The following is a 12,030-nucleotide window of genomic DNA, read 5'->3' on the forward strand; positions in this document are numbered from 1 at the left end:
CAGTAAACATGTTACTCAGGCCGGGAATAAAACTCCCGATGAGCATTAAGCACCGCCAGCATCGCATCGCGTAACGGGTCGCTTGCCGAATGCAGCCACACGGCGGCTAGCGGCAAGCCCTTGCGGGTAGAATGGGCGTCGACGTTCAGCGGCACAAACGACACACCCGGCAGCGAAATCCGGCTGCTCCACTGCGGCACAATCGCCAGCCCAAATTCCGCCGACACCAGATTAATAATGGTCTGTTTTTCATCCGCCACCTGGGAAATATGTACTGTTAACCCGGCATCGTGAAACAGGTTCATGGTGAGATCGTAACTGTGCGGGCGCGAGCGGCGCTCCGGCACGATCATCGGTTCGTTGGCTAAATCGCTAATCATCAGCGACTGGCGCAGCGCGAACGGGTGCCGCGACGGCGCCACCACAATATCCTCATACAACAAAAACTGCTGGGCGAACTCCTCATCCAGCCGCGCCGGCGGCCTGATAAAAATCAGATCCAGCCCTTTGAGTGGGGATCGGATTATTACAAAGCCCACGGCGTGATGATGCTGGAAGATGGCCTGGCGCAGCTTAAAGCCTTACAGTTACCGCTATTTCGCCGCGCAGCAGGCGCTGGTAATCACCGGCCCGACGCTAACCAACGTCAACGATATCCGCGCGATCCTTATCGCCCCGGATAACGCCTGAAAGCGCACAAACCGAAACAGGCGTTCGTCATTTAAGGCTATAACGGTAAGGTGTTTTTACAGGAACCGGGTTATGGCCTTTATTGATGATTACTTTGCGCGCATCGGTTTTTGCGGTGCGGCGCACGCGGATTACGCGACGTTAAAACAGCTTCATTTGCTGCATACCTGTCATATTCCCTTCGAAAACCTCGACGTTTTGCTGGAACGGCCCATTTTGCTGGATGATACGCACCTCTCAGACAAGCTGATTACCGCCCGGCGCGGCGGCTACTGTTACGAGCAGAACGGCGTGTTTACCCGTGCGCTGCGCGAGCTGGGGTTTGCGGTGCAGGATCTGGGGGCGCGGGTGGTGATTGCTAATCCGCTGGAGATGCCGCCGCGCACCCATCGGCTATCGCTGATTACCCTGGATGGCAAACAGTGGCTGGCGGACGTGGGATTCGGCGGTCAGACGCTGTCGACGCCGATTGAGTTTGTGCCCGATACCGTGCAGAACACGCCTCACGGCAGCTACCGGCTGCTCCAAAGTGATGACGATTACTGTCTGGAAACGCGCAATGACGAGGGCTGGCAGGCGCTGTACCGCTTTGACCTGGCACACCAGTATCCGGCGGATTATTTAATGGCGAATCACTTTGTCTCCCGCTGGCCTGACTCCCATTTCCGGCATCATTTACTGCTGGCGCTGATGCGCCCCGACGGCGGTAAAATCACCGTTCTCAACCGGCGCGTTACCCGGCGTATGCCCGGAATGCCTGCCGCAACGGAAGCGTTGCCGAATGCCGATGCGCTGTATGATTGCCTGGTGGAAGAGTGCGGGCTGAATGTCTCGCACCCGGTACACGGCATCCGCCGCGATGCGTTGCGGGCAGTGATGGCGCGGCTGGAATCGGCGTGAATTCATTTGCGATAAGTATGAATTCGCCCAATGCATATGGTTCTTCGATTAAAGGGTGTTAGCATGTTGCCCTTAAGTTGTACTGATTTAATGAGGTTGTATGAAGATTAAACTCATCGCAGTGGATATGGATGGCACCTTTCTCAACGAGCAAAAGGATTACGATCGGGAAAGGTTTCACAAGCAGTACCACGCGCTGAAGGAGAAGGGCATCAAATTTGTGGTGGCCAGCGGCAACCAGTATTACCAGCTCATTTCATTCTTCCCGGAGATTTGTCACGACATCTCTTTCGTTGCGGAAAATGGCGCGCTGGTTTATGACCAGGGGCAACGCGTCCACCACGGGGAATTGACCACGGCCCAGTTCCATAAAGTGGTGGATGAACTCGGTGAATTCGAGGGCATTAACTTCGTGGTGTGCGGGCTGGAAAGCGCGTATTACCGCGCCGGCGCGCCGCAGGCGTTTATCGATTTGATGTCGAAACACTATCATCGCCTGAAACCGGTGGACGATCTGTACGCCATCGACGATGTGATCTTTAAATTCTCACTCAATCTGCACGACGACGCGATCCCGGCGCTGGTGGACAGCCTGCACCATTCGCTGGACGGCATCGTTAAACCGGTGACCAGCGGTTTTGGTTTTGTCGATTTGATTATTCCCGGCTCACACAAGGCCAGCGGATTGCAGCGCCTGATGGCGCGCTGGAATATCGCCCCCGGCGAATGCGTGGCGGTGGGCGACAGCGGCAACGACATTGAGATGCTGCAACTGGCGGGTTACTCCTTTGCGATGGACAACGCTGCGCCGGAAGTGAAAAAGATCGCCAAATACGCCACGGGCTCGCTGAACCACAGCGGCGCACTTGATGTGATTGACGCGGTACTGGAACAACGGCTGCCCGCCTGATTATTCACACAGCGCGTGGTGGTAGAGGAGGGTATTGCGTGAGGCGATATAGTCCTCTACCGCCAGCCAGCCGCAGGTTTCCCTGTAAAAATCGAGCAGTTGCAACAGCATTTTTTGCCGGAGTTTATCGATAAACACATCGCTATTCTGATGCGCCAGGTTCTGCTCGATATAGCTGATGGCCGCCAGAAAGGTCTGCTTTAAATCCCGGTAATACTGACGCTGGCAGGCCGGGACGTCATGTTCGCCGAGCGTGGCGAAAAATGCTGAGTAAGCGGCGGTATGGCTGGTATCGCCGCGCTGAAGATATAACGCTAAAAAACACTGCTGTAACGCTTTCTCAATATATTCTGGCGTAGACATAATCCCACTCAGTTTTTGGCTATTTCATATAGCAAAAGGTGTTGTACAGGCCAATCAAATTATTGACCTTAAATTTTTCATAGATGCTTCGGCGATGGCAACTGACTGTTTTCTGCGATAAATTCAGATAACGAGAGATCTCTTTGTTGTTTTTCCCCGAGACAATATAAGGCAGCACCACTTCTTCTTTGCGCGTCAGGTTCGACGCTTTTTCGATGCGATACCAGGCCGTGTTTTTAATAATGGTTTTATGCTGGGTGCAGCCATGTAATTCTCTTAATACCCGCTCCAGTTTTCTCAGAGAGTCGGTGCAGTTAAGCGCATAATCTGCGACGGTATTAATCAGTATGTTTTCGATAGTATTAGAAAAACGCGCCTCACGGGTCATCAAAATAAGCGTCAGTTCAGGGTCCAGAGATTTGATCTCCATTAACGCGATTAACAAAGATATATCCTGCTGCTCATAATCAACAATAACCGCCTTGACCTGCGTGTATTTTAAATAAGACGCTTTATCAAGATGGTTGACATATTCAACGCGCGAAAAAGAGGTGCAATCACAGATGTAACTTTCCTGAAAACTTTCAAATCCGTTTTTAAATAATCCACAATTCGTTACAACGATAATCATAACCACACCCTATAAGGGAAACTTACCAGGAATATTCTATCCTGAGCCAGGATTTTGCAATTCAGAAAATATTGTATGAGTATAGGATTAATCTTAATCAAATAGTGACCGAACGTGCGGTTGAATTTTTTATTAGTAACAAAATGCTTATATAAACAATAAATTGTAATTGCGATTAAGAATTTTCTTAATGGCGGGCCTTTGGTCTGACACAGCCTTTTCGGAAAGTTTGTTATTGTTATTAAAAGCAAGGTGTGGAGATAAGAAATTGTAAACACTTTGCTGGATTTTTTATTCTCACAAAAGGAGCTTGATCATGAGAAAGTATTTCCCGTTAACACCCGTTGCACAAAGTGTGGCTATTATTTTCACAGGCAGCCTGGCTATAGCGGGTTCCAGTTTCGCCAGTGAGTGTGTTTCTGCTGATGCAAGCGGCGTATGTGGTCTGGCTGAAAAAGGAATGACCATTTACGGCAACTATGGCCCAGCCACGGCCTGGTATTTTAACGTCCCCTCGCAAAACGCGATTATCGGTGCCAATGCCAAAGCGCAAAATCTCTATACCGCCGCCGGCGGGGCTTCCCGTGGCGATAACGATCTGCAAAGTTTACTGGTTGATGGAGCCAAACTGGATGGATTTTATATCAACGCCAGTAAGGGTGGATCCGTCAATATTACGCTGGTCAATGATGCCTCGGTTGACTGGCTGGAAGCGGGCGGCTCAACGACCCATACCCATATTGTTGTCGATGGTTCAAAACTGAACGGCGTTGATCCCACCCTGGATTACGACAGAAACACCAAAGGGAAAGCCTACGCCAAAGGTTACGCCATTTATCTGGATGCAGGAGATAAAGGGAATCAGGAAATTGAAATCGCGAATAAAAGCCAACTGACCGGTGGTATTTATACCGGCGGCGCGGGTAACCACAGTATTTCGGTTAGCGACAGCCAGATAAATAAAGGCGAAATCTACATTACTAACGGTCAGGGCGATAATACGGTGACCGTGAAAAATAGCATAATCGATAGCCGGGATTCCGCTAATAAAACGGTAAACGCGATTAATCTGCGGGGTGGAGCCTCTGTAGCAAATATCAATACCGTTCAGGTTGAGCAAAGTGAACTGATGGGCACATTAGCCGTCAGCGGTTCCGGCGGCACCACGCGGGTATCGCTGAATAACAAGAGCAGCGTGGCAGCCACCACCGATACCAATAAAAAAGCGTTGTCTTTGGTTAATGCCAAACAAACGTATTTAAACGTTAACGATTCCATTGTGACCGGTAATACCGATATTGCTGGCACCGATCTTATTAGCAGTCATTTTTCAGAAAGCCAACTCTCAGGGAATTTAACGCTTCGCAACGCTAAAGATATCCGGGTCAATTTGGCCGATACACTGGTGGACGGGAATATTACCGCCAGCGCCGGGAAAGGCGACCTGGCGCTGCATATTACCGATCACAGCCTGGTGACCGGCGACGTCATCCTTAATAATGGCACTCTGCAAAACGCCAGCGTGTGGCTGGATAACGCCCAGGTGCAGGGGAATCTCTACGGTAACGGCAGCAGCGTGTTAAACCTCGGCTCCTCTGTTCAGCAGTTTGACGGCGCAAAGTTCAGCGGATTTAACGCGTTGAATCTGAACGGCGATCTGGTGATGGACGGTGGTTTCAGCGATGCGAACGTCGGCCAACAGCTAACAGTGAACGGGGGCAGCGTGGTTGCGCCGGTCAACCTCACCCAGGGCAACCTCGCGTTTAGCGCCAGTAAACTGATTGCCGACACGCTGACGCTTGGCGACGCCTCGTCGCTGACCTTACAAAACAGCGTGCTGGAGACGCACTCGGCCCAGCTATTTACGCAGGCGGCCTCGGCAGAAACCGCCACGGCAGAGAGCGTTACGCTTTCCGGTTCGCGCATCGCCTTTAACGACAGCGTACTGGCGCTGAACGACAGCGCTTACCGCCTCGATTATGTGAGATCGGTAAACGATCTGCTGGCAGGCCAGAACGGCTATTCGCTGGTTATGACGGGTGCGCTGGTGGATGGCGACCAGGCCACCGGCACCACCTCGCTGGAGAGTGCGGCGATGACCGGCGCGGTGCTGGCGAATGTCGCGGTGACGGCGGATAAAAACCGCATCCAGATTGGCGGTATAAACGCCGATGCCGATACCCAACATGTCACGAAGGGTTTTGGCGCAGCGCAGTTGCAGCTTAACGGCGAAGGCAACCCCGCCGTGATGATTGAAGGCGACCAGTCCCTGACGCTGACCGGCGCGCTCGGCGGCCCGTTGATCACCGCCTCTGGCGCTGCCGCCAGTAACGTGACGGTCAATGTGAATCAGGGCACCCTGAATCTGGGTAATGTGGCCACCGGGGCCAGCGAATCTACGCTGGATGGCGTGATTAGCATCGAAAGCGCAGGGGTGATGAACGTGGCCGCAGGCCATCACACCGTGACAGGCTCCGGGGTGGTGAACCGTGGCGCGCTGAACATCAATCAAAATGCGAGCCTGACGGCGGATGTCGCGCTACAGGAGCAGGGGCAAATGGCGGTGGCGGGCACCGTGAACGCCGGTTCGTTAACCGCCAGCAGCGACGCGCGTATCACCGTAGGTGACGTTAGCGCCGCCGGGGTGTTGACTGCCGATAAAGTGGATTTACAGGGGGCTGCGCTGTTTATTGACCCGGTCTGGCAGGATGGCGCTACGCTGAGCGATGCTTCCCGCGTGGCGTTGGGCGGCAATCAGGTCAACGGACGCCTGACCGCAGGACAAAACTCACTGTTGATGCTGGGCGGCAACGATGTCGACAGCGTAAACCGCGACTTTGCCGCCAGCGGCCTGGCCTGGGGGCAGGATGTGACCGCCGCGCTGGTAGTCATGGCGCCGCAAACGCTGGTCTCCGGGCAGGGCGGGCTGCGTATCGATGGCAGTCTCACCGCAGCGGTTCCGGCGGCGGGCCGCGATGCGTCAGCCAACACAGCCGCTTTTGGCGAACAGTCGCTGCTGATGGTGAACAGCGGCTCCACCACCAACGGCAATGTGGCGTTAACCGCCAGCAGCGGCACCCTGAGCGTGGCGGACAGCGCGAAACTGTATATCTCCGATGCCCAGGCTAACCGCACGTACGCCATCGCCGACGGCTTCACGACGCTGGATATCGTCGGCAGCGGCTGGCGCGACACTAACTTAATCACTAACAAACTGTTGCAGGCGACGCTCAGCCCGACGGAGGACGGCGTAAACGTCACTACCACCGCCAGACGCGCCAGCGAGGTGTTGCCGGGTGTGATGGTCAGCCACGCGCTGGACAGGATGATGAACGATAACGCCAACGCGGTGAACAGCCCGGACGCCGGAATTCGTCTGCTCTCCCGCGCGGTTGAAGCGCCGAATGCCAGCGTCAGCGATGTGGTGAAAACCCTGAACAGTGCCGCGCAGTTGGCGGTAGCGGGCGGGGTGCAAAGCAGCAGCCTGGCGGTAAACAACGCCGTAAACAATGCTATTCGCGACCGCAATGCCGCGCCGGATCTGGATACCGCCCAGGATGCGGGCGTGTGGGTTCAGGCACTGTACGGCAATCAGCAGAGCGATGGCTTTAGCGCCGGGAACACCCGTTACGGTTACGACACCGATTTCTGGGGCGTGATCGTCGGGGTGGATAAAGACTACGCCCTGGCAAACGGCAACCTGCGGACCGGCGTGGCGGTGAATACCGGCAAAGGCAAAACCGACTCTGACGGTGATTTCAATGCGACTCGCGATGATTTCAACTTTACCGGCGTCTCGCTGTATCAAAACTGGCGCAACGAGGCGTTTAACCTGACGGCGGACGTTGGATACAGCGCAGGCAGCCACGATCTGTCCCAGCATTTACCCGGCTGGGCAGGGATGGGCGGCAAGCTGAAAGCCGATAACGTTGATGCCTCAGTATTCACCGTTGGCCTGAACGGTGAGTATGTGATTGATGCGTCGGTGTTGAATATCATCCCGCATGTGGGCGCGCGTTATAACCAGCTCACCACGGACGGCTTCACTACGCGCACCGCAGATCGTGACGGCGTGTTTAAAACCGATAAAACCCGTCAGGATATCTGGCAATTCCCGGTAGGGGTGCGGCTGAACAAAGCCTGGGCGATGGACTCTGGCTGGGCGCTGAGCACCGATGCGGATATGTCGGTGGTGTTTGCCGCAGGGGATACTGACGTGACCAGTAAAGTCAGGACGACGGGTATTCCGGCTTCAGACAGCATCTCGGCTGAAGTCATGGATAAAACCGCGTTCGAAGGCAGGCTGGGCGTGAAAATGCAAAAAGGCAATATGACCTGGGGCGTGGGCTATAGCCTGGACGCGTCCAGCCACAACACCGGCCAGCAGGTCGGGATTTCTTACCGCTACACGTTCTGATCCCTTAACCCCGACCGCCTGCCTGTGCAGGCGGTCTTTTTTATCCCCGTGTCACGCTGTCACGTTTTGAATCGGTTAAAAAATAAAATCCTCAATTTGTTCAATCGCCTGCGGCGAAGCGGCCAAAATGGCGTTATCGGTTCCGCAAAAACAATAAGTCTGTATATAAACACAGTGATGTTGGGTCTGACAAAAAATGAACCGATTAATCCCTTTAAGCTAAGCGACTCGCCCCGAATTTTTACCGCTCTTTCTGGAGTATGTGCCGTGCGGCTTTCCGTCCCCCGCGCAGGATTACGTGGAAACGCGTATCGATATTGCGGCGTTATGCATTCAACACCCCAGCGCGACCTATTTCCTTAAGGCCTCCGGGGATTCGATGACGGGAGAGGGCATCTCCGATGGGGATTTGCTGGTGGTGGACAGCGCGTTAACCCCGCAGCACGCTCGGTTCGTCGAAAATATCCTGGCTCGGGTGGCCGCACGTCTGTTGGATGAAAAAACGCAGCACGTTTCGGGCTTCCGGGGCATCGCGGACTTCACTGAGCATCGCATCAACATCGCGGCCTTCGCTGTGCAGCACCTCCGCGCGGAATTGCATTAGCGCCGTTGAAATCACGGGCGTAAATTCCGGGTGGAACTGCGTGGATACCGCGTTCGGCCCATAGCGCACAATCTGGTGCGGGTCATGGCTGGACCAGGCCAGCGCAGAGGCGCCCGGCGGTAGTTCGACCACGGTCTGCATATGCGTTAAGTGCGCGGTAAAGGTCTGCGGAAAAGTATTGAGTAGCGGGTCCTTTTTGGCTTCCGGTGTCAGGGTGATTTGCTGGTTGCCCGCTTCACGGCCCTGGGGATGGTAGTCAACGCGTCCCCCGAGGGCATACGCCATAAGCTGGTGACCGTAGCAGACGCCGAACAGCGGCATATGGATACGCATGGCTTCGCGGATCCACTCTGCCATAGCTTCACTCCACGGCAGGCGCTCCGTCACCATTGCCCAGGAGCCAGTGATGATCGCCATCCTGTGTGGGTCGGGCTCCGGCAGCGGCTCGCCCTCAAACACGCGGATCACGTCGACTGCGCCAACGGGCACCTGCAACGCATGGCAAAACCATACCGGGACATCATCGTGTACTGCGCGCATCTCCTCCGGGGGCGTACCCACCTGAAGAATGATGATTGGACTCACTTGCATCAATAAAACTCCACGTAATAAACATCAATACGTAACGCCTGAGATTACTTTGCGCTCTTTAGTACAAAAAATCATCAGAAATATCCTCAAGATAACTATTTTTATTTCTAATGCCTTGAGCCGCATGCAGAATTAACGATACTGTTTATATATACAGATTCATTATATATTTATCATGCAACTAATTGATTACACACAGCTGCCGCGCGCAGCATAACCTCCTCGCCGCGACGCGAGTTGATTTAAGAGCCGACCACCATGTTTGCGCTGGTTGACGTCAACAGCTTTTACGCCTCCTGTGAGGCGATCTTCCGGCCAGATTTATGGGGCGACCGGTGGTAGTGCTGAGTAATAACGATGTCTGCGTGATCGCGCGCAATGCCCAGGCGAAGGCGATAAGGGTTTTTATGGGCGTGCCGAAGCGACGATCAAAGCTTACCGTGGGCCCGGGTCCGTTATTTAAGCTACTGCGAGGCAAAATATCTTTTCCCCCAAAATACACATTTTGAAGTTTTTTCAGGCTATATCCGACCACGATTGCCTGGCAGGGAAAAACCGGTGGCTAGTGCGACTCTGCAATGCGTATTTCCGCCATACGACTCTGGTACGAATTTTTTACTTACCAAGGGCTAAGTAAAACCAATCCAATTCCTCGGGCAGCACTGTCGGGACCCATTTATAGCGGACGGGGCTTGGTTCCCAGAATCACAAAGCTTCCTCGCATACCTGACGATCAAACCTCGTTTAACCTTTTGCACCGTGCTGCTAACAGTTCATTACGCGAACAATTAATGTTTGTCAGGCATGACATCGCAAGTGTGCTGCTTAAATAACCCGTTTTCTCAGCCTGGTGCATGCGTTTTAGAATTTGTTAGTTCGTTCCCCTTGTCAGCGCATCATCGCTCATTAATACTGTATATATAAACAGTAAAAATAAAAGGTGTCTTATGCGCAAACCAGTTTTCACTCACTTCCTTCCAAGGGATATCCGGAGTATGTCTCTATGAAACCTCTCACTTACTCTGAGAAACTGACATTTTTTTGTCCACCCGTTTTTACTCCACCGGTGCGTGTACCTCTCTTTGCGGAGCCTTGCGCGGCAGGATTTCCATCCCCGGCTCAGGATTATGTCGAAAAAGAGCTGGATTTAAATGAGCTTTGTATTCGCCGACGAGCCTCGACTTTTTTTGTACGCGCCAGCGGTTGCAGTATGCAGGATATTGGACTCTGCGACGGCGATATCATGGTGGTTGACCGGGCAGAGGCGGCTGTTCACGGCGATATTGTTATCGCAGAAGTAAATGGCGAGTTTACTGTTAAACGTCTTCAACTGGAGCCGTGTGTCGCGCTCTTGCCAATGAACCCAGCTTTCTCTGTTATTTATCCGAAAGAATTACAACTGCTCGGTGTCGTCACCTGGTTTTTCAACAGTACCCGAGCCCGCCGGAGGTAACGATGCCAATGTTTGGTCTTGCAGATGTAAACTCATTCTATGCCAGCTGTGAAGCATTGTTTCGCCCAGACCTGCGTGGCAAACCGATTGTGGTGCTGAGTAATAATGACGGATGTGTTATCGCGCGTAATGCAGGTGCAAAAGCGTTAGGAATAAAAATGGGCGTACCTTGGTTTCAAATTAAAACTCAGGCTTATACGAAACAGGTACATGTTTTTAGCTCAAATTATGCGCTTTATCATAGCCTTAGTCAGAGAGTGATGATCGCCCTTGAGGAGATCGCGCCGCGGGTCGAACAGTACAGTATCGACGAAATGTTTCTGGATTTGACCGGCATTGACCGCTGTGAAGATCTTGAACATTTTGGCCGACGTCTCAGAGGGCACATTCTTAACACAACCGGGCTGACCATTGGCGTGGGTATAGGGCCGACCAAAACACTGGCCAAATCAGCCCAATGGGCAGGCAAGGAGTGGAAACAATTTCGCGGCGTCCTGGCGCTTACGCCGGATAACCCGAAGCGCACAACGACGCTACTGGAAAATCAGCCAGTAGAGGAGGTCTGGGGGGTGGGCAGGAGAATAGGCAAACGCCTTAACCTGATGGGTATAAAAAATGCCTTACAGCTCGCTCAGTCCAACACGAGATTTATCCGGGAAAACTTCACGGTCGTTCTGGAACGTACCGTTCGAGAACTGAATGGAGAATCCTGCATTCCTCATGAAGAACTTCCTCCGTCAAAGCAGCAGATTGTTTGTTCGCGCTCCTTCGGTGAGCGCATCACGTCAAAAGACACTATGCGGCAGGCGATATGTCAGTACGCTACACGCGCGGCTGAAAGGCTGAGGGGGGAACGTCAGTTTTGCCGGCACGTTGGGGTTTTTATCAGAACATCACCACACGCTATCAACGAAATATATTACGGTAACAGCGCTGGGGAGGCACTTGCTCTCCCCACTCAGGATACGCGAGATATTATTGAAGTCGCCGTGCGTTCGCTCGACCGAATCTGGCTGGATGGCCGACGTTACATGAAAGCAGGCGTCACACTCGATGATTTTACGCCGAATGGTGTGACCCAACTAAGCCTCTTTGACGAGGACAAACCAAGAGTGCAAAGCGCCCAACTAATGAAAGTACTGGATGGCATCAATCAATCTGGGTTGGGTAACGTGTGGTTTGCGGGACAAAGTGTCAACAGAGAGTGGGAAATGAAACGAGAAATGCTTAGCCCGGCGTGGACGACACATTGGGACGATATCCCGATAGCCCGCATACGATGAAGCCACTTCCGGAAACATATGTTTTCCTCAAAGGTTGCTTTTCTATTCCACATAAATGGCGACATGAGCCATCGGGTGATGAGCATTCTGGAAGAGGTGGCGCCTGCCACCGAGGTTTATTCCATTGATGAGAGTAAGTTATAAAGTGTGGACGATATGTGCGGCATCAGGAGAAAACGGAACAAACA

The 12,030-nt window shown here is 53.1% G+C and carries 9 protein-coding genes and 3 pseudogenes; 8 read left to right on the forward strand and 4 right to left on the reverse strand.

The genetic code is table 11. From position 1 onward, the window contains the following. Nucleotides 1–11: 11 nt before the first annotated feature. The gene (locus tag ACVV26_RS10935) at nucleotides 12–539 is read right to left on the reverse strand and encodes a LysR family substrate-binding domain-containing protein (RefSeq protein ID WP_474801534.1); all 528 of its coding nucleotides are present in this window, start codon (nucleotides 537–539) and stop codon (nucleotides 12–14) included. A gap of 46 nt (nucleotides 540–585) precedes the next feature. Between ACVV26_RS10935 and ACVV26_RS10940 the strand changes: the two are divergent. From ACVV26_RS10940 to ACVV26_RS10950, 3 genes and pseudogenes are all read left to right on the forward strand, one after another. Then, nucleotides 586–690: pseudogene (locus tag ACVV26_RS10940) on the forward strand (hypothetical protein); the annotation flags it as partial. Between the two features lie 72 nt (nucleotides 691–762). After that, complete coding sequence (locus ACVV26_RS10945; protein WP_474801535.1) at nucleotides 763–1,590, forward strand: arylamine N-acetyltransferase; 828 nt, start codon at nucleotides 763–765, stop codon at nucleotides 1,588–1,590. Between the two features lie 100 nt (nucleotides 1,591–1,690). Then, entirely contained in the window at nucleotides 1,691–2,500 is an 810-nt protein-coding gene (locus tag ACVV26_RS10950) for a Cof-type HAD-IIB family hydrolase (protein WP_474801537.1), read from the forward strand. On the opposite strand, the gene ACVV26_RS10955 is transcribed toward ACVV26_RS10950, so the two are convergent. Both ACVV26_RS10955 and ACVV26_RS10960 read right to left on the reverse strand, forming a co-directional pair. Further along, nucleotides 2,501–2,863, reverse strand: coding sequence for a hypothetical protein (locus tag ACVV26_RS10955; RefSeq protein ID WP_474801539.1), 363 nt, complete (start codon nucleotides 2,861–2,863; stop codon nucleotides 2,501–2,503). A gap of 19 nt (nucleotides 2,864–2,882) precedes the next feature. After that, nucleotides 2,883–3,494 carry a helix-turn-helix domain-containing protein gene (locus ACVV26_RS10960; RefSeq protein WP_474801541.1) on the reverse strand — a complete coding sequence of 204 codons (612 nt, stop codon included), beginning with the start codon at nucleotides 3,492–3,494 and terminating at the stop codon, nucleotides 2,883–2,885. A gap of 316 nt (nucleotides 3,495–3,810) precedes the next feature. On the opposite strand from ACVV26_RS10960, the gene ACVV26_RS10965 reads away from it, so the two are divergent. Together ACVV26_RS10965 and ACVV26_RS10970 are read left to right on the forward strand one after the other, a co-directional pair. Next, nucleotides 3,811–7,911 (forward strand): autotransporter outer membrane beta-barrel domain-containing protein, encoded by a 4,101-nt coding sequence (locus tag ACVV26_RS10965; RefSeq protein WP_474801543.1) that lies wholly within the window; start codon nucleotides 3,811–3,813, stop codon nucleotides 7,909–7,911. A gap of 253 nt (nucleotides 7,912–8,164) precedes the next feature. After that, nucleotides 8,165–8,368, forward strand: a pseudogene (locus tag ACVV26_RS10970) (S24 family peptidase); the annotation flags it as partial. On the opposite strand, the gene ACVV26_RS10975 reads toward ACVV26_RS10970, so the two are convergent. Further along, a complete protein-coding gene (locus ACVV26_RS10975; protein ID WP_474801545.1) occupies nucleotides 8,342–9,106 on the reverse strand; it encodes a glutamine amidotransferase in 765 nt (254 codons plus the stop codon). The pseudogene ACVV26_RS10970 and the gene ACVV26_RS10975 overlap by 27 nt on opposite strands. A 258-nt stretch (nucleotides 9,107–9,364) precedes the next feature. On the opposite strand from ACVV26_RS10975, the pseudogene ACVV26_RS10980 reads away from it, so the two are divergent. The 3 genes and pseudogenes from ACVV26_RS10980 to umuC form a co-directional block, all read left to right on the forward strand. After that, nucleotides 9,365–9,540 (forward strand): annotated as a pseudogene (locus ACVV26_RS10980) (Y-family DNA polymerase); the annotation flags it as partial. Between the two features lie 569 nt (nucleotides 9,541–10,109). After that, nucleotides 10,110–10,559, forward strand: a complete 450-nt coding sequence (gene umuD / locus ACVV26_RS10985) for a translesion error-prone DNA polymerase V autoproteolytic subunit (RefSeq protein ID WP_474801547.1) — start codon at nucleotides 10,110–10,112, stop codon at nucleotides 10,557–10,559. Between the two features lie 8 nt (nucleotides 10,560–10,567). Beyond that, nucleotides 10,568–11,842, forward strand: coding sequence for a translesion error-prone DNA polymerase V subunit UmuC (gene umuC / locus ACVV26_RS10990; RefSeq protein ID WP_474801813.1), 1,275 nt, complete (start codon nucleotides 10,568–10,570; stop codon nucleotides 11,840–11,842). The last annotated feature ends 188 nt before the right edge of the window (nucleotides 11,843–12,030 follow it).

The sequence above is a fragment of the Atlantibacter sp. MEI4A-1023 genome (assembly GCF_056155425.1).

Bases quoted from the DNA above. Each gene is read 5' to 3' on its own strand.
- umuD (WP_474801547.1), top strand. From the start codon at position 10,110: ATGAAACCTCTCACTTACTCTGAGAAACTGACATTTTTTTGTCCACCC.
- ACVV26_RS10945 (WP_474801535.1), top strand. From the start codon at position 763: ATGGCCTTTATTGATGATTACTTTGCGCGCATCGGTTTTTGCGGTGCG.
- umuC (WP_474801813.1), top strand. From the start codon at position 10,568: ATGTTTGGTCTTGCAGATGTAAACTCATTCTATGCCAGCTGTGAAGCA.
- ACVV26_RS10960 (WP_474801541.1), bottom strand. From the start codon at position 3,494: ATGATTATCGTTGTAACGAATTGTGGATTATTTAAAAACGGATTTGAA.
- ACVV26_RS10965 (WP_474801543.1), top strand. From the start codon at position 3,811: ATGAGAAAGTATTTCCCGTTAACACCCGTTGCACAAAGTGTGGCTATT.
- ACVV26_RS10950 (WP_474801537.1), top strand. From the start codon at position 1,691: ATGAAGATTAAACTCATCGCAGTGGATATGGATGGCACCTTTCTCAAC.
- ACVV26_RS10975 (WP_474801545.1), bottom strand. From the start codon at position 9,106: ATGCAAGTGAGTCCAATCATCATTCTTCAGGTGGGTACGCCCCCGGAG.
- ACVV26_RS10955 (WP_474801539.1), bottom strand. From the start codon at position 2,863: ATGTCTACGCCAGAATATATTGAGAAAGCGTTACAGCAGTGTTTTTTA.